Here is a 23279-nt window from a genome sequence, read left to right as displayed (position 1 = left end):
TTTATAATACTACATATATAAAATTTAATCAAGTATAAATTTTACTTTCTTACGTTTATTTTATATTATACATAATCATCAAAAAATGTTACTACAATTTAAAATGGGACAACTTCGAGTTCAATTCATTTGAAAAATCCCTCAATTCATCAGAAAGATTTCTTATATGCCCAACATTCTGGCTTACTTCTGAAGTCGATGCATTTATTTCTTCAGAAGATGCGGATATTTCTTCAGTTGCAGAAACTACCAAATCCATAGATGAGGTTACAACATCCGCATTTTTGTGAACATCATCTATTTTATCCACATTCTTCTTAATTATTTCAGGTATTTTTTGTATAAAAGATGACACTTTATTTAAAGTATTTTTCGTCTCATTTATAGTCGCTATCTGAGATTCGGCAACAGTTCCGGATTCCTTCACACTATCTGCTGAGGTATTTATTGTAGAAATAAGATCGTCAATAAGACTGCGTATTTTACTAACAGAGTCCGACGTATCGTTTGACAATTTTTTAATCTGCTCGGACACTACTGAAAAGCCTCTGCCGGCTTCTCCTGCCCTTGCTGATTCTATTGATGCATTTAAAGACAATAAATTTATTTCATTTGATATATTTTCTATAACATTTACTATACCGGATATTTCATTTGACTTGCCAAGCAGTTTCTCAATTTTATCATTTATATCCTTTGATGAAGCTATGCTCTGTGAACTTTTATCTTCCAGGTCGGCAAGTACCTCTACAATTCTTGAATTCAAGCTTGTGGCAGATGCTGCCTCATCTTTCATAGCAACACTACTATTTCTAACTTCATCTATATTTTCTGATAAAAATTTAATACTATTAAAACTTTCCTGCATATCCTTAGCAGAATTATTTATAGCAGAAGATATTTGATCCATTGCCTCTTTTACATTATTTGAATTTTGGGATGCAATATCTGAAGATGAATTTATAGCTTCAACTTTATGATCCAGCACTTCAGTTATCTGCTTTATTTTCACAAGTATATCTCTGATATTTAGAGTCATCCTATTAAATATATTTCCTATATACCCCATTTCATCACTGTTTTTTACATCCACCTTAACCTGCATGTTTCCTTTAGATACCCATTCCATGGATTGTACTATATTTTGTAATGGTTCTATTTTTTTCTTCATAATACTCATTATAAAAAACATGGAAGCAGCCATCAAAACCAATGAAACTATAATTATAAACCTTAATATTTTATAAACGGGCTTATAAAAATCCGATTCATAACATCCTACATTTACATACCAGCCCCAGGGCTGAAAATAAGCTACGGCATCCATTTTTGCTCTTGTAGATTTTTCTCCCGGGTTTTTCCATTGAAAATGTATTATACCATTGTTTTTAGGATTATTTCCTTCATCAATTATTAGTTTTACAACGCTGTTACCACTTCCATCCTTAATATTTGAAATATTTTCACCTTCTTTAAAAGGGTGCATCATTTCCTTCCCGTTTTTATCAATGGCATACATGTATGCCTGTACATTCATTTCCAATTTTGAGTTCAAATTTCTTGTCTTACCATCCTTGCCTTTTGCATTCAGCATCTTTGTTCTAAAAAGTTCCTGTGCATCATTTCTGCTGATTTTACCGGCATCAACCTGATTTTCCAGGCTCTCCATCATAGCCAGTCCCATCTGTACCTTATTGTTGAGAGCTGTTTCTCCTAACTTTGTGAGGGCACTTTTGGAACTAAAAAATGCTATTGCAGATATAACAATAATTGAAAAGACTATCAGTGCAAAAAAAATCAGATATGATTTAAAAAAGCTTTTCTTAAGGCTGTCAGCATGTAAATCACCATTTTTGTTCATTTAATTTCCCCCTTTTTATGTCAATTTGATTTAACTTAGCATTTTAAAATACAAAAAACCAACAATTAAATTTAATTTAATTGTTGGCAGGTTGCACCACTAACTCCTAACTCCCTAGGTGCCCAAATTAAGGGAATTCATCATAGTTTCCAACTCATGTAGTAAACATTTACAAAATTGTTTTGACTGTCATGTAAAAGTTTACTATATAAGCTTATGAAAGTCAAATAAAAATTCATAATATTTTAATATTATCACTTAGTTTCCTAAAGCAATAAAAATGTATTATAATATAACTAAGTTTATGGAGATAACAAGAAGCAGAACGTCAATATATTTCGTCTAATATATGGAAAGGAGAATAACTTGGACAACGAATTGGAAAGATTGATGAATTCCTATGGTAATGATGTACTCCGAACAGCCTTCGTATATCTCAAGGATAGGCACTTAGCCGAAGATGTATTTCAGGAAGTATTTATAAAAGTCTACAAAAACTTTCACAAATTTAATGGACAAAGTAGTGAAAAAACCTGGATACTGGCTATAACCATAAATACCTGCAGGGATGTCCTCAGAAGTTCATGGATTAAACGGGTGCTGAGATTTCAGGACCCAGAATACGGAGTGCTGAATATAAGAGAAAATTCCATTGATATAGATAGTAAGGCAATTAAAAATATAGAATATGAGGATTTGTTAAAAAAGGTTATGGATTTACCTAAGAAATATAAGGAAGTTATACTTTTATATTATTATAATGAATTATCTACACCAGAGATAAGCCAGACTTTAAAAATACCGGAGGGAACTGTGAGAAGTAGACTTTACAGGGCAAGGGATTTATTAAAATATAATATAGGTGGTACTATTGAATATGAAGGATAATATAAAATTTTTTAGAGATATAGTTAATTCATCTTTGAAAGATATACATATGACAGATGAACTAAAACAAGAAACTTTAAGTAGATGTAAAAAGCAAAACAAAATGAGAATACGACCTGCTTATGTTGCCGGTATATGTGCTGCATTTATGGCTTTTGCCACTACAGGCTATAGCTATCTTTTTCCTGATAAAATAGATAAAAAATACAGTTTGAATATATCTGCCACAGAAAGGCAACTGGAAAACCTGGGGAATTTAATAAAGAATTCAATTATCAATCCGTCTTTGAATAATACTGCTTTAAAGGATGACAAGTATGCTTATAATAATAAAGAGAATACGCAAAATGCTGATAAAGCATCTAAAGACTTAAAAGATACTAAACATACTACTGATATAAATGACAAATCAAGTGCAGACACAAAAATTAATGATATATTGAATCCAGTAAATAACGTTCCTTCTGCAAAAGACAAAACAGAAAATAAGATAGCACCGAAGGATATTCAATCTGAGATTGTATCTACTGATTCTGAAGGCAAAAAACAAGCGGATGGAGATGTTTCTTCCAATCAGGCTTCTCTTGAAAAGAATACTTCTGAAGAGAACAATAACGTACAGAAAAACACTTCTGCTTCCATTTCATCAGTTTCTCCTCACCTTATGAATATGAATTCTGTTGAGAACAGCTTTGGTCATAAGGTTGCTAAACCATCTCATATACCTGATGGATTCAAGCTTGTAAATATAAATATACCTGATAATGACAATGAAAAATTTGTAAAAATGAATTATGCCTACAAAGATCAGCACTTTACTATACTGCAGGACAGGAATATCAATTTTAACAATAATGTTGGTGAAAAATTATATATAAATGGTGCTCAAGCCTATTCCTCCTGGGTTGAAAATTGCAGTGAATTAAGAGTGGCATTGAATAAGAACAATATACAATACGTAATTCAGGGAAATATTTCAAAAGAAACTTTAGTCAGCATAATGGAATCCATGGACTAGTTTGGGATTGTAAAGACTTGAAGTGCATTACATGCATTTCAAGTTTTTTATATTGACAAAAATTTTATTAGTGTTTATACTGTATATAATCAATTATATACAGTATGTGCGATCTTTTAAAAGGAGCAGCAATCATGAACATAATTATTTCCAATATATCAAAGGATCCAATATATGAACAAATTACAAGACAGATAAAAGATAATATTATAAAAGAAGTTCTATCAGAGGGTGAACTTCTTCCTTCTATAAGAAATCTTGCAAAAGAACTGAAAATAAGTGTAATAACTACAAAGAGAGCCTATGAGGAGCTGGAAAAAGAAGGATTCATTGAAACCGTGCCGGGAAAAGGTTCTTATGTATCATCACAGAACAGGGAATTCTTAAGAGAGAAAAAAATCAAATCCATTGAAGACAAACTTATTGAAGCCATAGAAGAGAGTAAAATAATAGGATTAAAAAAAGAACAATTAAAAGAAATGATTGATATTTTATACGACAATATATAAAGCAAGGGGGAAGATAATGAATAACATTCTGGAAATAAAAAATCTGAGTAAAACTTATGGAGGATTTATTCTCGACAATATAAGTTTTAATCTCCCAAGAGGATATATCATGGGACTTATAGGTCCAAATGGTGCTGGGAAAAGTACTACTATAAAGCTTATAATGAATCTTGTAAAGAAAAACTCAGGATCCATCAAGGTTTTTAATATGGACAACATAAGTCATGAGAGACAAATAAAACAGAAAATAGGCTTTGTATACGATGAAAACTGTTTTTATGACGACCTGACTTTAGTTGAAATGAAAAACATAATAAGGCGTTTTTATAAAGATTGGGACAATGATATTTTCAATAAATACATGGCCGATTTCAACCTTCCTGTAAGGGAAAAGATAAAACAACTTTCAAAGGGCATGAAAATGAAATATTCTCTTGCAATTGCACTTTCACATAATCCAGAACTCATAATAATGGATGAACCTACTTCAGGCCTTGATCCAGTATTCAGAAATGAAATGCTCGACATCCTATATTCAATAATACAGGATGAAAACAAGTCCGTATTGTTTTCCACCCATATAACCGCTGATTTGGAAAAAATAGCAGACTATATAACATTTCTAAATTCAGGCAAAATAGTTTTTTCAGATACCAAAGATAGCATTCTCGACAATTATAAAATTGTAAAAGGAAATAAAAGCCTGCTGACATCTGATATCAAAAACTATCTCATAAGTATAAAAGAAAACTCCTTTGGTTTTGAAGCACTTACAAAAAATATGGAGAGCATCAAAAATTTTTCTAAAGGAGAAGTACTTTTTGAAAAAGCAAGCCTGGACGATATCCTGGTATATACGGTAAATGGAGGTAAAAACAATGATTAATTTGATTTTAAAGGATATATTGATACAGAAAAAAACTTTTATAATAATTATACTTGTTTCATTATTAACAAGTATTAATTTCAAGGATGATCCCTCTCTCATGTTTGCATTTATATCCAATTTTTCCGCATATGCACTCGTAACTGGAACTTTCTATAAAGATGAAAAAGCAAATGTCATGCTTAACAGTCTTCCTATAAATAGAATTACCATAGTTATGTCAAAATATATATCCATATTGATATTCGGACTTTTGGGTATACTTTCAGCATTTATACTTCCAAACCTTATGCAATCCTTGTACATAATACAACTATCCGGCAAAATGACTTTAGAATATATATTGGGAAGTTTTGCAGGTGTCCTACTTTTAAGCTGTTCCGTCCTGCCAGTATACTTCAAATACGGTTATGCTGCCACAAGATATGCAGCTATAGGTCTATTTCTTGTCATATTCTTTGCATTCACCACCATTGGGAAAATACAAAACGTTAAACACATCACAAATTATTTAGGCAGTCTTCCAGATAACATAATTACTGCTGGTATTGTAATCACAATGTTTATCATATTTCTAGTATCCTTTTTTATATCTTATTCGATATATAAGGGCAAAAATTTTTAAGAGTAAATTCATCTATCTAAACAGACCTACTATTTCCTGTTCCGACAGTGAGGAAATTCCATGACTGCCGGATAGTTCATCTCCCAGCAAGCTGTCTATGAGTTTTTTCTTGTCCTGCTGGAGAAATACAATTTTTTCCTCTATAGTTCCTCTTGCCACAAGCTTTATAACCTCCACTACATGCTCCTGTCCTATCCTGTGAGCCCTGTCCGTAGCCTGTTCTTCTACGGCAGGATTCCACCAGGGATCAAAATGGATCACTATATCTGCAGACGTAAGATTCAGCCCCGTTCCACCTGCTTTTAGACTTATCAGGAATACCGGTACATTACCCGAATTGAAGTTTTCAACCATCACGATTCTATTCTTTGATGGTATTGAACCATCCAGATAGCTGTACTCTATCCCTTCGCCATTTATTTTACTGCAGATATTTTTTAAAACAGATGTAAACTGTGAAAATACAAGTATTTTATGTCCTTCATCCACTCCCTGTTCAATCAATTCAAGCAGTACCTCCATTTTCGCATTTCCACCACTGTAATTTTCCATTACTATTGACGGATCAAGACACAGCTGTCTGAGTTTTGTAATATATGCAAGTATCTCAATTTTACTGTTTTTGAATTCATTGTCCTTTACCTTTTTTTCCACAAGATCAAGAACATGTCCGGCATAAGTTCCATATACCTTTTTCTGCCTGTCACCCATATCTACCATAATGGTCCTTTCTATTTTATCAGGCAGCTCCCTTATAACATCTTTTTTCCTTCTACGGAGAATAAATGGCTTTACAAGTCTGTTGAGGTCCTCTATAACTACAGGTTCTTCTTTAAATCTCTTGTAATACCTTACACTGAATCTCTTCTCATCATAAAGATATCCAGGCATTATAAAATCAAATATGGACCAGAGTTCCATAACTGAATTTTCCACCGGAGTACCTGTAAGCGCAAATCTTCTTCTGGATTTTATCTTTTTTACACTTCTTGAATTTTCGGAATGGGAATTTTTTATGTACTGGGCTTCATCCAGGATACAATAGTCAAACTCAATGTCTTTATATACATCCATATCCCTCTTCAGAAGATTATATGTAGTTATAAAAACATCATACTCACTCATATGGTCTATGAGTTTCATTCTCTCTTTTTTTATTCCATTAACTGCCGCTATTCTCATATCCGGAGCAAACTTTTCAAATTCATTTACCCAGTTATATACAAGAGAGGTTGGAACTACAATTAACGATCTGCCTCCTGTATTGGACATCAGAAAAGCAATGGTCTGAAAGGTTTTTCCAAGTCCCATTTCATCACCCAATATTCCGCCAAACCCAAGATAGTCCAGTGTCTTAAACCAATTGTAACCTATTTTCTGATATTCCCTGAAATCCCCCTGTAAATTTTTCGGTTTCTCAAACTCCAGAGTGTTTATATTTTTCAACCTGTTTTTTATTCTTTCCAGTTCTGACTTTCCGCTTATATATCTCATTTTGCCCTGATCTATACACTCATTTACATAAATGGCTTTATTCCTTGGTATTTCTATGCAATTGTCGCTTATATTTTTAGGAGCTACTGAATCAAGCAGTTTCAAAAACTTTTTCAGTTCCAGCTGTTCCAGGTCAAGGTACTCTCCATTTTTCAACTTGTAGTATTTGAGATTATCCCTGAAAGCTTTCAATATAGAGGAGGTCTCCTTAGGTGATATACTTCCTATTTTAAATTTCATTTCAAAGTAGTCATATTTTCCACTTTTAATACTTGCACTTAGACTTTGGTTTCCAATGGACCTAATTCCTCTAAAATTCTCAGAATAAAATACTTCTCCAATATCTTGAAGTTTCTGTATCTGACTTTTAAAAAAATTAAATATGTAGTCATCCTCCCTCAAAAAATAAAATTCATCCTGTCTTCTTTCAAATCCCAATGCTATCAGCAGTCTTACAACTTCCAGTTCTCTTCTGGCTTCTCTATATACAATTTTCTCCCTGCAGTCCTGAAATATATTGAATTCAAAAGTTGCATATTTTACCTTTACTGTAAGTATTATATTTTTACTCTTTTTATCAAAGTAAAATTTAAATTCACATTTTTCATCTACTATCTTATCCATTATGGGCTTTGACAATTTCACATTGTCTGAAAGCAGGTTAAGTTGCGGTATCAGTTTTTTAAGTACGGTTTCAGCTTCAGAAGAAGGGAATACAACCGAATCTGCATTATTAAATACGGAAATGTAAGCCCTGAATCTTATACAATATTCCGCATCCGGAATATATATGGTCGAACCGTAAAAAAGCACAGTGTTCCTTGAATCCAGCGGGAGAGGAATTCCATTTTCCACTTTAAGCACATAATTTTCATTTATGCTTTTCAAATCAAACTCTACAGGAGGATTGTCTTCGACTATTTCAGTTTCCACACATCTATATAGAAATCCTTCATCAAGATAGACTTTATGTCCTTTTACTATACGGAAGAATTCTCTCACCAGATAATCAGGTATATGTATGTATTTTCCATCTATATTTGACTTTCTTATCTTGCTGCGGTATGTATAACTTCCTTCCACAACCTTCAGAGTCTGGATAAAATCAACAAGTATTTTATCCTTTACACTCAATTTGTTTTCATTCATATTAAGTGTAAAGTTTTTTCCGTAGATTACAGGTATATTATTGTATATTGAAATCAGAAATTGATTTATATCCTTTAAAACATACAGGCTGCCTGAATTCATAGAGCCAAGACCTATTTTAAACTCAGCTGACAACTTGTTTTCCCACTGATTTCTGCTCACATATACCTCTATTTTTATTTCTTCCCTGTCTTCTTTTCCACCCAAAAGCACTGATAGAATATCTGACTGACTGCGAAATCCAACAGTATTTTCAACTACCGGATTACAGTTATTAAAAAGAGGATTCTTCACAAGATCATCCACAGCTTTATAAAATGTAGCTATCAAATGTTTACAGCAATAATTGCCCTTGCTGAATTCATTATTTTCATAATCCTTACAGCTGCAGTAGGTTGAAACTACATTCTTATCTTGAGCATCTATTTCAATCTGAGTTTTATACTCATTAAAAAGATTTTCTGAAATCACATTTCCTTTTATATAGATAAGTCCATCTTTATTTTGAATATCTACGGAAGAAACAAGATCACCGTTAAATACCCTAATTCCCTTACTATGATTCTTTCCACTTATCTGACTGTTAAATATTTTAAGTAGTTTATTCCTGTCCATAATATCACCTTGTAATATTATATCACAATAAATCAATAATCTTGCATATCATATGTAGTATTAAATAACTGTTTATAAGCAAAATATATCTATTAAAAACAATATTAATAACTTGATGCAATGCAATATTTATGTTATTATAATTACCATAATAATCTTTATCAATCTTAAGTTTTGGAGGTAAATTTATGTCTACAAAAAAATCGCTGCTGCATTTAAGTTTCTGGATAGGACTGGCTATTGTATTCAACATCGGAATTTATATTTTCATGGGGCAGGAAAAGGCCCTGTCTTTCCTTGGAGGATACGTTATTGAACAAAGTCTTAGTTTGGACAATCTCTTCTTATTTTTAATAATATTCGAATGTTTTGCTGTAAAGCCTGAATACCAAAAAAGAATACTCACCTATGGAATCATTGGCGCAGTAATATTAAGACTTATATTTATAATTCTAGGAGTTACTGTCATCAACAAATTTCACTGGATGCTGTATATATTTGGAATACTATTGATAATAAGTGGCATAAAAATGATGATTAAAAATGATATTGTAGTTAATTTCAAGCGAAGCAGAATAATTCGGCTACTGGACAAAATCATTCCTGTTTCAGAAGAGCTGGATGGTCAGAAATTTTTTACACGAAAAAATAAAGTACTCTATGCAACTCCACTTTTTGCAATACTGATATTAATAGAAGCTTCAGATATAATTTTTGCCATAGATTCAATACCCGCTATATTTTCTATAACTACCGATCCCTTTATAGTATATACTTCCAATATATTTGCAATATTAGGACTGAGGAACATGTACTTTTTACTTGAAAAACTCCACAACAAATTCGCCTATGTAAAATACGGAGTTGCCTGTATATTGATGTTTACCGGAATCAAACTTTCCATTACCTTTTTCCATATAAATGTTTCTGTAATAGCTTCCCTTGCAATCATATTCATAATATTGACAACCAGCATTATAACTTCCATTTTGTTGAGCAGTAAAAAGAGCTCCTCTCGTGATGATAAAACTTTTACAGATATTGCCGAATAACTATTTAAATGCAATCATACATTAATAACAGAATTAATAATTGAGGAGAAATTATGCATTATAGAAGTATTTCATCCTACAACAGAATCAAGGCGGTAAACTATGCTGTAAACTACGCCGTAGTTCCAAATTCTTCTTATAGATATTTTGCCGTTCAGGGCAGCAACGGTGGTGACTGCACAAATTTCACATCCCAGTGTCTGAGAGCCGGAGGTGCACCACTGATTTTTTCAGGCAGAAATCAGTGGTGGTACAATCAAAATGCCTCTTCAGTTTCCTGGGCTGTGGCCGGATCTCTCTACTGGTATCTTAAAATAAACCATGCAGAAAAATTATATGGTATTAAAGGAGAAGAAATCAATTCCATATCAATGCTTGAACCAGGTGATCTTATATTTTATGAAAACATCAGTGGCAAAATACAGCATTCTGCAATCATAACTTCATTTCACTACAGTTATCCTCTTATATCCCAGCATACTCCGGATGTCTTGAATATTCCCTATGAAAAAGACTGGGCATCAAAGATGCATTTCATGAAAATATCATTGTAGCTACATTGTTATTATTCATTATTTCAACTATAATTTATATTAAAATATAACCATTGGAGGAAATATAATGAATTTGGATAAATTTCTTCTGGATATTCCCAAAACTGATCTGCACTGTCATCTGGATGGAAGTATAAGACCTTCTACAATGATAGACATTGCAGAAAAAGACAATATTAAACTTCCAACTTATGATATGCACAAATTGACATCATATACAGGCGTATGCGGAAAATGTTCTTCTTTAAAAGAATACCTGGACAAATTCGACATACCTATAAAAGTCATGCAGAGCTACGAAAATATATACAGAACTACACTGGAACTTCTGGAAGATTCGGAAAAACTCAATATAAAATATATTGAAATAAGATTTGCTCCCTTCAACCATACAAGGAACTTATCTGCACATGATGTTATAAAGGCAGCACTTGAAGCAATGCAATACGGTTTTAAAAAATATGGGATCTTGTCTGCCTTGATTTTGTGTGCCATGCGCCATGAACCTCCGGAAGAAAGCATTAGATTGGTGAATATTGCAAAAGATTTTGCTGGTATGGGAGTTGCCGCAATAGATCTTGCCGGCAACGAGGAGGATTTTCCTCCCGAAATACACAGAAAAGCCTTTGAAATGGCCAGGTATTATGGGCTTCACCGGACCGTACATGCAGGTGAAACAGGAAAACCTGAAAATATAATAAAATCCATACAGCTCCTGGATGCCGAAAGAATAGGACATGGAATATTTGCCTTTAAAGACAGCTCCGTAGTTGAGTACTTGAAAAATCATAATATTCCCCTGGAAATGTGCATTACAAGCAATGTAAATACATCTGCAGTTTCCTCCTATGAATCCCATCCCATAAAAACATATTTGGATAATGGACTCTTTGTAACTGTAAATACAGATAATACTACTGTTTCCAATACAAATATAATTGATGAATTCAAGTTTCTTGTAAAATATCAGAACTTTACTGTGGCTGACATAAAAAAGACTATAAAGAACGGCATAACTGCCTCTTTTATGAATCAAAACGACAAAGAGAAACTTCAAATGCAATTTTCAGACTTCTTGAAAAATGAGGATTCCTAATCATATATTTTTAGGAATCCCCTGCAATATCTATTTCACACTTGAAAAATCAAGTTTGTCATACTTCTTTAGAAACTCCACCAGCCTGGATGCTATGAACAATGTACCACCATCCTTGTCAGATTCTATATTCAACGGCATAACAGCTTCATGAAGTGACAATCTAAGGAGAAACCATCCGGAGCCACTTGAATCATTGCAGTTTACCCTTACACCTTCATAATTCTTTGGTTCAATACTCCATCCATCTACACTGTCCACAAATGCTCTAAGATCTTCCAATACCCCTGCTCCATATTTTTTAAATTCATCGCATTTGATTTTTATCCTGTATTCCACACTTTCACGTGGAACTTCCAAGTCTGAAATGAGGTCCGTAAGTGTTTTTCCTTCTTCATTTTTCAATCTTGCCATCTTTACGAGTATTTTTGAAACAAGATAGGCGCCATCATCCAGAAAATAATTTTCCTTTAATGCTGCATGTCCTGAAGTTTCAATGGCAAAATAACACTCTTTGTCTTCCTTGTTGAATCTTATAGCCTCATTTATGACATTTCTATATCCTCTTTTGAACCTGTGGTGAATTCCACCATGTGATTCAATAAACTTCTTAAGTCCATTGCTTGTAACTGAATCTGTAACTATTATGGAACCCGGATGTTCCTCAAGTACAATAGCCGATGCAAGTGCAATAAGTGCATTCCTGTTTATCTCTCCGCCCCTGCTGTCTACTACTGCAGCCCTGTCTACATCCGCATCAAAAATAATACCAAGGTCTGCAGAATTTTTAAGTACTGCATCCTTTATAGAATCCATTGCCTCCTTTTTTTCAGGATTAGGTATATGATTGGGGAATCTGCCGTCCGGTTCGATAAACTGACTCCCAACCGTATCTGCTCCAAGTTTGTTTAAAACCTTTTCTACAAAAAATCCTCCCGCGCCATTCCCGGCATCTACAACTATCCTGAATCCTTTGAGCGGCTGTATTCTGTTAACTTTGTCATCTATTCCATCTATTATCTTATTTATTAAAAATCTGCTGTAATCATCCATTAAAGCTCTTTCTTCTATTTCCCCTTCCTCAGTTTGTTCTGGAAGTTCTCCACTATCTGAAATGGCAAGCAGTTCTGTTATATCACTGCTCTCAAAGCCACCATTCTCTGTAAAAAATTTCAGTCCATTATAATAATACGGGAGGTGACTTGCGGTTATCTCAACTGCACCATCCACCTTGCAGCCATCAAGCACAGTACTCATAAACATTGCAGGTGTCGAACAAAGTCCACAGTCAATTACACTGCAGCCAAGCCCTGAAATTTCCCTGGACATTATTTCTTTTATTTTGCTGCTGGTTATCCTTGAGTCCATTCCTATGGATATCCTCAAGTCTGCCAGCTTTCTATTTTTTTTGGATGACAGCAATACTGCAAATGATCTGGCTATGGTAGAAATCATATCATATGTAAGATTTACATCCCTCTCATCATTTTCTATTACGACACCCCTGATATCTGTACCATTTTTTACATTTTCCCATTTCTTGTCCATTACAATACCTCCTGATACTAGTTTGATGATCATATTAATTGTACTATATTATCCACATATATTACAGCACGGCATAAAAATTTTAGACAAAAGGCTGTTAAAACTGAATACCTTCAATTTTAACAGCCCGTGTTTACTTTTTCGTATTTCTTTTTTTTATAGCTTCTTCCAGAGTATGCCATGCAAGCACTGCACATTTTACCCTTGCAGGCATCATCGATATATTCTTGAGTGCTATGGCATCCTCAAGTTTTTCAAGCTCGTCATCATCTGTAATTTCCTTTTTTATCATTCCAATAAAGGTCTTTACATACTCCATGGCCTCATCAATAGTTTTCCCTTTTATGAGATCTATCATCATGGACGTAGATGCCTGTGATATGGCACATCCACTTCCCTGATATGCTACATCATCTATAACATCCCCCTTGAATTTCATGGAAAGAGTTATATCATCTCCACAGCTCGGATTGTGTCCTCTTTCCTTCAGATCGGGATCTTTTATTTCCCTTTTATTTGTAGTATCCTGATTGTGTTCTGTTATTATTTCTGAATATATGAGACTAAGATCGTCCATAGCCCAACCACTTCCTTACATTCTTGACTCCTTCTATAAATCTGTCTATTTCCTCATAAGTATTGTAAAAATAAAAACTTGCTCTTGAAGAAGCCTGAATTCCAAGATATTTCATCAGGGGCTGTGCACAATGATGTCCGGATCTTACTGCTACTCCATAACTGTTCAGGACAGTTGCAACATCATGTGGATGCACACCTTTTATATTGAAGGATATAATTCCTCCTCTATCCTCCACATTCCCCGGTCCATAAACTGTAACGTAATCTATATCTGAAAGTTTATCAAGGGCATATTTTGTAAGCTCTTTTTCATAAGCTTCTATATTGTCAAGTCCTACGGAATTCAAATAATCAGCAGCTGCTCCAAGTGATACCGCTCCTTCTACATTCTGCGTCCCTGCTTCAAATTTGAATGGGAGCTCCGCAAAAGTGGCATCCTGTTCTGTAACATACTCTATCATGTCTCCACCTCTTAAAAATGGAGGCATTTCTTCAAGCAGCTTTTCCTTTGCATAAAGTACCCCTATTCCCATGGAGGAAAGCATCTTGTGTCCTGAAAAAACAAAGAAGTCTGCATCAATGTCCTTTACATCGACCTTCATATGCGGTACACTCTGGGCTCCATCTATTACAACTACAGCACCTTTTTCATGGGCATACTTTGCAATCTGCTTCACGGGGTGTTTGGTCCCAAGTACATTTGACATCTGTGCAACTGCCACTATCTTCGTTCTGTCTGTGATCTTATTTTTATATTCCTCCTCGGTAATTTTGCCGTCATCGTCAGTATACATGTACTTCAATACCGCACCTTTGACTTTTGACACCATCTGCCATGGAAGTATATTACTGTGGTGCTCGGAAACAGCTATTACTATTTCATCACCTTCATTTATAAAATTCAGCCCATAGCTATATGCTATCAGATTAAGTGATTCCGTAGCATTCCTTGTAAAAATTATCTGTGATGCCTTCTCAGCACCTATGAATTTTCTCACCTTCTCGCGTGCCTGTTCATAGGCTTTAGTAGATGTAACTCCCAGATAATGCGCTCCTCTGTGGGGATTTCCATTCAACTTTTCATTATAATTTCTCACAGCATTCATAACAGGAACTGGCTTTTGAGTTGTTGCCCCGTTATCAAAATAGACCAGATCTTTTCCATTTACTTTTATGGAAAGTATCGGAAAATCCTTTCTTATTTTTTCTACATCTATTTTTTTAATTTCTACATTTGTATTACTCATCTTACGAGCCTCCTTCTAAGTTCTTCAGACAAGAAATTTTTTAAATCATCTGCCGGCACTCTATCAAAAATCGGACTGAATCTGGCCTCTATAACAAGTTTTTCCGCTTCACTATAATCAAGTCCTCTGCTCATGAGATAAAAGAGCTGATTTTCATCTATCTTTCCCACACTTGCAGCATGCTGTCCATCCACATCCTCTTCCTGGCACAGGAGTATTGGAACACTGTCAGTTTTAACCGTAGGATCTAAAAGAAGAACCTCTTCAGCCTGTGCTCCCTTTGATTTGGAAGAACCTCTCCTGAAATCTATATTTCCCTTGAATACTTTCCTTGCCCTGTCTTTCAGAACACCTTCTATGACCATGTTGCTGGTACTTTCTCTGCCAAAATGATTTGTAGTATAGTAAAGATCCTGTTTTCTGTCTCCATCCACAAGATAGGCCGAGTATATATCTGCACTGCTGTGGTCTCCATTCAAATCGGAATTGTAGTTTGTAACATTTGTACCACTTCCAATTTCTATTGTAACCCAGTTCACTCTTGCACCGGATTCAACTACTGCCATATTTGAATCAAAATGCGTGGACAAATCATTCATCCTCTGAATTTTTATGACATTTACTTCTGAGCCAGCTTTTGCAATCACCCTGGTCAATCCATTGTGGAATGCCTTTGTCCTGCCGCCCTGTGTAGAATAATCCACCAATAATGTAATTCTGCTGTTTGGTTCTGCTGTAATAATATTATTGTCTATAACCGTCGGGTTATCATCATTCAAATTAAAATTAAGCCTTATATATGAATCCACAACCTTGTTTTCCGGGACTTTTACAAATATGCCCGAATTAAATCCGTTCTCCGCAAGTCTTACAAAATCCTTCGATACGGAAGATGCATTCTTGAAACTTGAATGTCCACACAGGCATTCATGTCTGACAGCATCCTTTGTAGGAACCACAGTAATTCCCTCAAAATTTTCAGGCTTGAAATTCATATAATCCAGTTTATACGATTCTATCTCGGGAAGCTCATAATTTTCAATATGGAAATCATTTAATCCAAGATATCTCCATGTAGGAACATAGGCCTGGTTTAGTCTAAAATCATTTTTATTTTCAAAAGTTGAAATTATATCTTTTTTTTCTCTGAAATTATCTTTTATGTCCATAATATTATACCTCCTATCCTATGGTTCCCTTTAGTTCCAGTTTAATAAGATTGTTCATCTCCACAGCATACTCAAGTGGAAGTTCTTTTGCAACAGGTTCAACAAACCCCGTTACTATCATTCCCCTTGCTTCTTCCTCTGTAAGTCCCCTGCTCATGAGATAGAAGATTGCATCATCACTTATTCTTCCTATCTTCGCTTCATGTCCTATATCTACATTATTGTTTGCAACACTTACAATAGGCACTGTATCCGATCTGGACTTACTGTCAAGCATAAGTGATTCACAGGATACACTTGACTTTGAATGCACCGCATCGCTTGTGGAACTCAGAAGTCCCCTGTAAATTGAAACTCCACCATCCTTGGATATTGACTTTGAATTTACTGTAGATGTAGTGTTGGGAGCTGCATGAACTACTTTTGAACCTGTATCCAGATATTGTCCTGCTCCTGCAAAAGTTATACCTGTAAATTCACATTTTGCTCCTTCTCCCCTCAATATACTCATTGGATAGAGCATTGAAACCTTGGAGCCGAAAGATCCTGTCACCCATTCTATACGTCCATTTTTATCCACAACAGCTCTCTTTGTATTCAAATTGTACATATTCCTGGACCAGTTCTCTATAGTACTGTATTTTAAAGTAGCGCCTTCTCCTATATAGCATTCAACACATCCTGCATGAAGATTGTTCACATAGTACTTAGGTGCTGAACATCCTTCTATATAATGAATCTTTGCTCCCTTTTCTACTATTATAAGTGTATGTTCAAATTGTCCTGCCCCCGGTGCATTCAACCTGAAATATGACTGGATCGGGATATCAACCTGGACACCTGCAGGAACATATACAAATGAACCTCCTGACCAGACGGCTCCATGAAGTGCCACAAATTTATGGTCAGTTGGTGGTACAAGCTTCATGAAATGAGGCCTTACCAGATCCTCATAATCCCTTATGGCTGTCTCCATATCCATATAAAGTACGCCCTGTTTTCTAAGTTCATCACTCACATTGTGATAAACGACCTCCGAATCATACTGTGCACCGACTCCTGCAAGTGATTCATGCTCAGCTTTCGGAATCCCAAGCAGGTCAAAAGTCTGTTTTATATCCTCGGGCACATCCTTCCAGTCATGTTTCATGCTCGTATCTGGTCTTACGTAAGTAACTATATTGTCCATGTCCAGGTCTTTTAAATCAGGTCCCCAGGAAGGCATAGGCGTTTTATCGTATATTTCAAGGGATTTGAGCCTGAACTCCCTCATCCAGTCAGGATCATTTTTTTCTTCGGATATTTTTTCTATTATGTCTTTTGTAAGTCCGCTGTCACTTTTATAGCTGTAATTATCCTTGTTTTTTATATCGTAGATACTTCTTCGCACATCTTCTATATAAGTTTTATTTTTTTCCAACAAAGAACACCTCCATTTTCAAGTACTATATTAAGCCAAAGCCTTGAATGCATCATATCCATTCTTCTCTATCTCTTCTGCCAGGGAACTATCGCCCGTCTTGACTATTTTTCCATTTACAAGTATGTGAACATAATCAGGTTTGAGATATTCCAGAATGCTGTTGTGATGTGTAATTATAAGCACCGAATTTTCTTCCGTTCTGAGTTTGCTTACACCTTCCGATACTATTCTTACGGCATCTACGTCAAGTCCTGAATCAGTTTCATCCAGCATTGCAAGCTTTGGTTCAAGTACGGCCATCTGGAGAATCTCATTTTTTTTCTTTTCTCCTCCTGAAAATCCCACATTCAAATATCTCTTTGAATAGCTTTCATCTATTTTTAAAAGTTTCAATTTTTCCTTCAGCAATCTTCTAAAAGCCAGTATTCCGCTCTTTTTTCCACTAACAGCAGATTTTGCAGTACGAAGAAAATTTTCAACTGTTATTCCCTGTATCTCTTCCGGATACTGAAATGACATGAATATACCAAGTCTTGCCCTTTCATCAACCTTTAGATCATTTATGGACTTTCCTTCAAATAATATATCCCCACTGGATATGGAATATTTTGGATGACCCATTATAGTATTTACAAGCGTGGATTTTCCTGCACCATTCGGTCCCATTATTGCATGAACCTCTCCTTTTCCAATCTCCAGATTCAAGCCCTTCAATATTTCAGTTTCTCCAACCTTTGTTTTAAGATTATTTATTTTTAGCAGCTTATTATCCATTGTACCTCTCCTCTATATCCGAGTATTTAACTCTTATTTGATATCAAAAAAATTTAAGTCTTAGTTATAAAATTATATCAGACTTAAATGCTCAGAATTATTTCTATTTACATTCTACTATTTATTTAACAGATAATCAACAATATTAGATAATTTATTCAAAATCTCCATTTTCAGTTTGGATACTCAAGCCATTTATAGTTACATCTTCATTTAATACTATAAGGAGGCATTTCCTTCCCTCTTTGTCTCTTATCTGCCTTACGGAGTTCAACTTTCCAGGGGTTATTGTTATATTTATATTGTCATTCTCTATTTTCACGGATCTGCTTTCAAAATCAGGCACTACATTTTTTACTTTGAATTCATAGTTGCCTCCACATACTTCTTCAAATGCACTCTTTACAAGTTCCCTGTTTTCAACTCCGCTCTGTTCCAGTATATTTGAAATTTCCCTCATGTCAACTTTAGCTTCTTCATCCTCATCTTCCGATTCCTGAAGTTTTTCATTCATATTCTCATATATTTTCTGCATTACCTGAGGTTTAATTTTATTTTCTACTGCAGTTTGAATTATAGCATTAAAGCTTTCCTTTTCTTCCTCTGATGTTGGTTTAATAACACAGCCAAGAATGTCCTCCACAAAAGTCTTATTCAACTCCCTGGATTTATGTGAATAGTAGACCAGCTTGTTAACATCCACATATCCTGAACTAAAGCTTGGAAACATGAATCCATCAAGCGGAGAATTCAAATTTACAGTTACATCCAGGGCCGAATTTGCTTTGAATTTCATCTCCGAATAATCAAACTTCAAAACCTTTTTAGGGACATCCACTTTATTTATACTGCAGAGTATGAATTCCACAGCTTCTATAGCTTCTTCAATCCCCTCTTCCCCGGAAGTTTTTTTCCCATTTCCCCTATAATATTGAGCCTTGATGAAATTGATCACTATATCCGTATCATAATTGAAATTTTTTGCAATTCTATCTACTATCCAATCTGCAAATTCTGGTATGCTGCTTCCGCTGCTCAGTGCATTATACAGTACACTCTGTGTTTCATTAATTTCTTTTTTCATAAAATCGAGTTCAAATATTTTTGAATCTATGGTACCCGTAAGCACCTTTTTAAAATTCTTCAAATAGAGCTCCCTTGTTTCAATATCCATCATTCCAAAAGGTACAAGTTCTTTGGTTATTATAGCTCCATTATCCTTTTTCAAATATACGCTGTACACCTCTTTAATAGGAAGTGCATAACTTTCAATCTTAAATTCCTTCCTTATATTTGACAAATCCTTTTTATTCATATTATCTCCTTTGATTACCAACTTGTATAATTATTTAATATATACTGTAAATAATTATATACAAAACATAATAGGACATTCAACTATAATTACATGTATATTAAAAGCTGCACACACAATTATGTATACTTATGCATTAATTATTATGTATGACTCAGGTAAACAGCTTTGCGAATAATTTATAATGTTTAGGCTAATATCCATAAAAATTTTTCAAGTTTTTTATAGATATTATTGCATAATTATTCATAAAGTTTTATAATAATAACTATTATAAATAGTTTTGTCAGAGGGGGTAATTAAATCGCTGCAGGTTGGAATAATAGGCGGTACGGGTTATGTAGGAGCTGAACTTATAAGACTTTTATCAAATCATAGTAAGGTCAGAATATCATCTATATCATCCGTCAGCTATAAAGGAAAAAAATTTTCGGACATATATCCGAATTTCTATAATTTGAATGAATTGATATGTGAAGACAGTGAAGCTGTAATAGAAAAAAGTGACGTTGTCTTTATAGCTCTACCAAACGGTTTAAGTGAAAATATAGCACAGAAAATATTGGACAAGGATAGATTATGTATAGACATGGGGGCCGATTTCAGATTCAAAGATGGACTTACCTATAAAAAATGGTATGGAAAAGATTTTGAAATACCCGACCTACATAGCCAGTCCGTATATGGTCTTCCTGAACTCAACAGGGAAAAAATAAGAACTGCAAAGCTTATAGGAAATCCTGGATGTTTTGCTACTTCAATCGAACTTGCTCTCCTTCCCCTTATTTCTAATGATATAATAGAGGAAACGGGAATAATTTCAGATTCCAAATCCGGAGTTACCGGACGTGGAAGAGGATTGAGTGAGCCTTCGCTGTTTAACAACTGCAATGAAAATCTAAGTGCATACAAAATAGCAAAGCATAGACATACTCCTGAAATAGAAGAAACTTTGAATTCTATTTCAAATAATGAAGTAAAGCTCACATTTACTCCTCATCTTCTTCCGATAAATCGTGGAATTTTATCTACCATATATACCACGCCCAAGAGAGATGTTGACATGAAAAAGCTTCATGAAGAATACTCCAGCTTTTACAGCAACGAACCTTTTGTAAATGTGCTTCCCCTTGGAGAATCTGCAAAGATAAACAATGTAAGACTTTCGAATTATTGTCAGATTTCACTTCACTATGATGAAGAAAACGGGAAACTGATACTGATATCCTGTATAGACAATATGATAAAAGGATCGGCAGGTCAGGGTATTCAGAACATGAATATAGCTTCGGGACTCGATGAAACTGATGGTTTAAGTGCTGTGCCATCTATATTTTAATACTCAAAAGGAGGATAATCTGATATGAATTTCAAAATCGAAAAAGGCGGAGTCACTTCACCAAAAGGATTCAAGGCTTCCGGGGTAAGTGCAGGTCTCAAATCTGCAGATAATAAAGATCTGGCCTTAATTTATTCAGAAAAAATGTGCAATTCTGCAGGTGTTTATACACAGAACAAGGTAAAAGGTGCTCCTGTACTTGTGACTATGAAACATTTAAGCGATCACAAATCTCAGGCTATAGTTGCAAACAGCGGGAATGCAAATACCTGTACAGGTGACAAAGGTATTGACAATGCAGAAAAGATGTGCAGCCTTTGTGCCCAGCTTCTCGATTTAAACCCAGACGACGTACTCGTGGCATCCACCGGCGTCATAGGTGTACAGCTTGATATATCAGCCGTACAGAAAGCTGTTTCCCCGCTTGTAAATTCTTTAAGCAAAAGCGGCTATATGGATGCCTCTGCTGCAATAATGACTACGGACACCGTTGCCAAAACAATATCCACTACCTTCAAACTGCATGAGAAAACTGTAACAATAGGTGCCATGACAAAGGGTTCTGGAATGATACATCCAAATATGGCAACTATGCTTGCATTCATTACCACAGATGCAAATATATCACCGCAGCTTTTGGACAAAGCCTTGAGAGAGTCTGTCAAAATAAGTTTCAACAGAATTTCAGTAGACAGGGACACTTCCACAAACGATATGGCTCTCATAATAGCAAATGGGCTGGCTGAAAATCCTGTCATAGAAAAAGAGGATGACGACTATTATATATTTTCAGAAGCCCTGAGTGCAGTAACCATCCACCTTGCAAAGATGATGGCAAAAGATGGTGAAGGTGCTACAAAACTGGTTGAATGCAAGGTAACAAATGCACCTGATGAAAATAGTGCAGAAATATTGGCCAAGTCAGTAATATGCTCCAATCTTGTAAAAACCGCCATGTTCGGCTGTGACGCCAACTGGGGAAGAATTCTGGATGCCCTTGGATATGCAGGTGTGGATTTTAATGTAAACAAAATTGAACTGTCAATAGAGAGTTCAAGTGGAAAAATAGATGTATTCAGCAATGGCTACCCTACAGATTTTTCAGAGGATACCGCAAAATCCGTATTGTCTGAAGATGAAGTTTTGATACTCGTAAATATGAATTCTGGTTCCTGTGTTGTTTCCTGCTGGGGCTGTGATTTGACCTATGACTATGTAAAAATAAACGGAAGTTACAGATCCTGAAATTAAAAAATAATAACTTCTAAAGGAGGAACACAACTTTGGATCACAATGAAATAGCAGGAGTTCTTGCCGAATCACTGCCTTATATACAAAAATACAGGGGCAAGACACTGGTGGTGAAGTACGGCGGAAATGCCATGATAAATGAGGAACTAAAAGAATACGTCATAAATGACTTGATACTTATGAAATGCGTTGGAATAAATCTTGTAGTTGTACATGGTGGCGGGCCGCTCATCTCATCCTACCTTAAAAAATTGAACAAGGAAAGCAGATTCATAAATGGATTGAGGTACACAGATGAAGAGACAATGAACATAGTTCAGATGGTACTATGTGGAAAAGTAAACAAAGATCTTGTCAGTCTTATTGAAACCAATAACGGAAAAGCCATAGGCCTGTGTGGCATAGATGGTTCTATGATAAAGGCCAAAAAGCTTTTAGGTAAAGAAGATCTTGGTTATGTAGGCGAGATTACAAGCATAAATACGGAAATAATTGAAGATTCAATAAACAATGGATATATACCTGTAATAAGTAGTGTAGCTCTTGGAGACAACTCGGAAACATACAATATAAACGCAGACACCTGTGCCTTTAAAATTGCATCCGCCCTGAAAGCAGAAAAATTAATACTTCTTACGGATGTACCCGGTGTAATGAAGGATGTAGACGATACATCCAGCTTAATATCAAAATTAAATCTTGATGAAGCAAAAACACTCTACAAAGATAATATTATAAAAGGCGGAATGATACCTAAACTAAATTGCTGCATAGGGGCAATCAAATCCGGCGTAAGAAGAGCACACATTATTGATGGAAGAATACCCCACTGCCTTCTTCTCGAACTTTTTTCAAAACAAGGTATAGGTACTATGATTTATTAGGAG

At 34.9% G+C, this 23279-nt stretch carries 20 protein-coding genes and 1 riboswitch; of the genes, 11 read left to right on the top strand and 9 right to left on the bottom strand.

The window, feature by feature from the left end:
* Positions 1-91 precede the first annotated feature (91 nt).
* Positions 92-1861, bottom strand: coding sequence for a methyl-accepting chemotaxis protein (locus LKE46_RS02495; protein WP_291718130.1), 1770 nt, complete (start codon positions 1859-1861; stop codon positions 92-94).
* A gap of 76 nt (positions 1862-1937) precedes the next feature.
* Positions 1938-2021, bottom strand: a riboswitch (cyclic di-GMP riboswitch).
* A gap of 206 nt (positions 2022-2227) precedes the next feature.
* On the opposite strand from LKE46_RS02495, the gene LKE46_RS02490 reads away from it, so the two are divergent.
* From LKE46_RS02490 to LKE46_RS02470, 5 genes are all read left to right on the top strand, one after another.
* Positions 2228-2749, top strand: coding sequence for a sigma-70 family RNA polymerase sigma factor (locus LKE46_RS02490; RefSeq protein ID WP_291718128.1), 522 nt, complete (start codon positions 2228-2230; stop codon positions 2747-2749).
* Positions 2739-3767 (top strand): DUF4367 domain-containing protein, encoded by a 1029-nt coding sequence (locus LKE46_RS02485; protein WP_291718125.1) that lies wholly within the window; start codon positions 2739-2741, stop codon positions 3765-3767. The genes LKE46_RS02490 and LKE46_RS02485 overlap by 11 nt, the downstream gene beginning before the upstream one ends.
* 134 nt (positions 3768-3901) lie before the next feature.
* Positions 3902-4276: a GntR family transcriptional regulator gene (locus LKE46_RS02480; RefSeq protein WP_291718123.1), complete on the top strand. Its 375-nt coding sequence runs from the start codon at positions 3902-3904 to the stop codon at positions 4274-4276.
* Positions 4277-4292: 16 nt separating this feature from the next.
* Positions 4293-5162 (top strand): ABC transporter ATP-binding protein, encoded by an 870-nt coding sequence (locus tag LKE46_RS02475; RefSeq protein WP_291718121.1) that lies wholly within the window; start codon positions 4293-4295, stop codon positions 5160-5162.
* Positions 5155-5787 carry an ABC-2 transporter permease gene (locus LKE46_RS02470; RefSeq protein ID WP_291718119.1) on the top strand — a complete coding sequence of 211 codons (633 nt, stop codon included), beginning with the start codon at positions 5155-5157 and terminating at the stop codon, positions 5785-5787. The genes LKE46_RS02475 and LKE46_RS02470 overlap by 8 nt, the downstream gene beginning before the upstream one ends.
* Positions 5788-5799: 12 nt before the next feature.
* Here LKE46_RS02470 and LKE46_RS02465 read toward each other — a convergent pair whose 3' ends face one another.
* Positions 5800-9045, bottom strand: a complete 3246-nt coding sequence (locus LKE46_RS02465; protein WP_291718117.1) for a DEAD/DEAH box helicase — start codon at positions 9043-9045, stop codon at positions 5800-5802.
* Between the two features lie 188 nt (positions 9046-9233).
* Between LKE46_RS02465 and LKE46_RS02460 the strand changes: the two genes are divergently transcribed.
* The 3 genes from LKE46_RS02460 (at position 9234) to add (ending at position 11747) form a co-directional block, all read left to right on the top strand.
* Positions 9234-10097, top strand: coding sequence for a TerC/Alx family metal homeostasis membrane protein (locus tag LKE46_RS02460; protein WP_291718114.1), 864 nt, complete (start codon positions 9234-9236; stop codon positions 10095-10097).
* A 53-nt stretch (positions 10098-10150) separates the two neighbouring features.
* The gene (locus tag LKE46_RS02455) at positions 10151-10651 is read left to right on the top strand and encodes an amidase domain-containing protein (RefSeq protein WP_291718112.1); all 501 of its coding nucleotides are present in this window, start codon (positions 10151-10153) and stop codon (positions 10649-10651) included.
* Positions 10652-10718: 67 nt separating this feature from the next.
* Complete coding sequence (add, locus tag LKE46_RS02450; protein ID WP_291718110.1) at positions 10719-11747, top strand: adenosine deaminase; 1029 nt, start codon at positions 10719-10721, stop codon at positions 11745-11747.
* 30 nt (positions 11748-11777) lie between these two features.
* On the opposite strand, the gene LKE46_RS02445 is transcribed toward add, so the two are convergent.
* The 7 genes from LKE46_RS02445 to LKE46_RS02415 form a co-directional block, all read right to left on the bottom strand.
* On the bottom strand, positions 11778-13295 hold the full coding sequence (locus LKE46_RS02445) for a phosphomannomutase/phosphoglucomutase (protein WP_291718108.1): 1518 nt from the start codon (positions 13293-13295) through the stop codon (positions 11778-11780).
* A gap of 133 nt (positions 13296-13428) precedes the next feature.
* A complete protein-coding gene (sufU, locus tag LKE46_RS02440; RefSeq protein WP_291718106.1) occupies positions 13429-13872 on the bottom strand; it encodes a Fe-S cluster assembly sulfur transfer protein SufU in 444 nt (147 codons plus the stop codon).
* Entirely contained in the window at positions 13859-15121 is a 1263-nt protein-coding gene (locus tag LKE46_RS02435; protein WP_291718104.1) for a cysteine desulfurase, read from the bottom strand. Before LKE46_RS02435 ends, sufU begins: the two co-directional genes overlap by 14 nt.
* Positions 15118-16290, bottom strand: a complete 1173-nt coding sequence (gene sufD / locus LKE46_RS02430) for a Fe-S cluster assembly protein SufD (RefSeq protein WP_291718102.1) — start codon at positions 16288-16290, stop codon at positions 15118-15120. Before sufD ends, LKE46_RS02435 begins: the two co-directional genes overlap by 4 nt.
* 13 nt (positions 16291-16303) lie before the next feature.
* Positions 16304-17710, bottom strand: coding sequence for a Fe-S cluster assembly protein SufB (gene sufB, locus LKE46_RS02425; RefSeq protein ID WP_291718099.1), 1407 nt, complete (start codon positions 17708-17710; stop codon positions 16304-16306).
* 30 nt (positions 17711-17740) lie between these two features.
* Positions 17741-18487 (bottom strand): Fe-S cluster assembly ATPase SufC, encoded by a 747-nt coding sequence (sufC, locus tag LKE46_RS02420; protein WP_291718097.1) that lies wholly within the window; start codon positions 18485-18487, stop codon positions 17741-17743.
* Positions 18488-18641: 154 nt separating this feature from the next.
* A complete protein-coding gene (locus LKE46_RS02415) occupies positions 18642-19802 on the bottom strand; it encodes a DUF4317 family protein (protein WP_291718095.1) in 1161 nt (386 codons plus the stop codon).
* Positions 19803-20109: 307 nt separating this feature from the next.
* Here LKE46_RS02415 and argC point away from each other — a divergent pair, with 307 nt between their 5' ends.
* The 3 genes from argC to argB are packed head-to-tail and all read left to right on the top strand — an operon-like array spanning position 20110 to position 23276.
* Entirely contained in the window at positions 20110-21141 is a 1032-nt protein-coding gene (gene argC / locus LKE46_RS02410) for an N-acetyl-gamma-glutamyl-phosphate reductase (protein ID WP_291725526.1), read from the top strand.
* A 24-nt stretch (positions 21142-21165) separates the two neighbouring features.
* On the top strand, positions 21166-22386 hold the full coding sequence (gene argJ / locus LKE46_RS02405; protein WP_291718093.1) for a bifunctional glutamate N-acetyltransferase/amino-acid acetyltransferase ArgJ: 1221 nt from the start codon (positions 21166-21168) through the stop codon (positions 22384-22386).
* Positions 22387-22424: 38 nt separating this feature from the next.
* A complete protein-coding gene (gene argB, locus LKE46_RS02400; RefSeq protein WP_291718091.1) occupies positions 22425-23276 on the top strand; it encodes an acetylglutamate kinase in 852 nt (283 codons plus the stop codon).
* The last annotated feature ends 3 nt before the right edge of the window (positions 23277-23279 follow it).

This window comes from Clostridium sp. (assembly GCF_022482905.1).
In the GTDB taxonomy this organism is placed as follows: domain Bacteria; phylum Bacillota; class Clostridia; order Clostridiales; family Clostridiaceae; genus Clostridium_B.
Note: the sequence above shows the minus strand (reverse complement) of the source record. Positions and strands in the feature narration are given on the sequence as shown.

Coding starts and splice junctions, on each gene's coding strand:
- sufC (WP_291718097.1), bottom strand. CDS start 18,487: ATGGATAATAAGCTGCTAAAAATAAATAATCTTAAAACAAAGGTTGGA.
- sufD (WP_291718102.1), bottom strand. CDS start 16,290: ATGGACATAAAAGATAATTTCAGAGAAAAAAAAGATATAATTTCAACT.
- LKE46_RS02475 (WP_291718121.1), top strand. CDS start 4,293: ATGAATAACATTCTGGAAATAAAAAATCTGAGTAAAACTTATGGAGGA.
- LKE46_RS02480 (WP_291718123.1), top strand. CDS start 3,902: ATGAACATAATTATTTCCAATATATCAAAGGATCCAATATATGAACAA.
- LKE46_RS02435 (WP_291718104.1), bottom strand. CDS start 15,121: ATGAGTAATACAAATGTAGAAATTAAAAAAATAGATGTAGAAAAAATA.
- LKE46_RS02470 (WP_291718119.1), top strand. CDS start 5,155: ATGATTAATTTGATTTTAAAGGATATATTGATACAGAAAAAAACTTTT.
- argJ (WP_291718093.1), top strand. CDS start 21,166: ATGAATTTCAAAATCGAAAAAGGCGGAGTCACTTCACCAAAAGGATTC.
- LKE46_RS02455 (WP_291718112.1), top strand. CDS start 10,151: ATGCATTATAGAAGTATTTCATCCTACAACAGAATCAAGGCGGTAAAC.
- add (WP_291718110.1), top strand. CDS start 10,719: ATGAATTTGGATAAATTTCTTCTGGATATTCCCAAAACTGATCTGCAC.
- LKE46_RS02485 (WP_291718125.1), top strand. CDS start 2,739: ATGAAGGATAATATAAAATTTTTTAGAGATATAGTTAATTCATCTTTG.
- LKE46_RS02445 (WP_291718108.1), bottom strand. CDS start 13,295: ATGGACAAGAAATGGGAAAATGTAAAAAATGGTACAGATATCAGGGGT.
- sufU (WP_291718106.1), bottom strand. CDS start 13,872: ATGGACGATCTTAGTCTCATATATTCAGAAATAATAACAGAACACAAT.
- LKE46_RS02495 (WP_291718130.1), bottom strand. CDS start 1,861: ATGAACAAAAATGGTGATTTACATGCTGACAGCCTTAAGAAAAGCTTT.
- LKE46_RS02415 (WP_291718095.1), bottom strand. CDS start 19,802: ATGAATAAAAAGGATTTGTCAAATATAAGGAAGGAATTTAAGATTGAA.
- LKE46_RS02465 (WP_291718117.1), bottom strand. CDS start 9,045: ATGGACAGGAATAAACTACTTAAAATATTTAACAGTCAGATAAGTGGA.
- LKE46_RS02460 (WP_291718114.1), top strand. CDS start 9,234: ATGTCTACAAAAAAATCGCTGCTGCATTTAAGTTTCTGGATAGGACTG.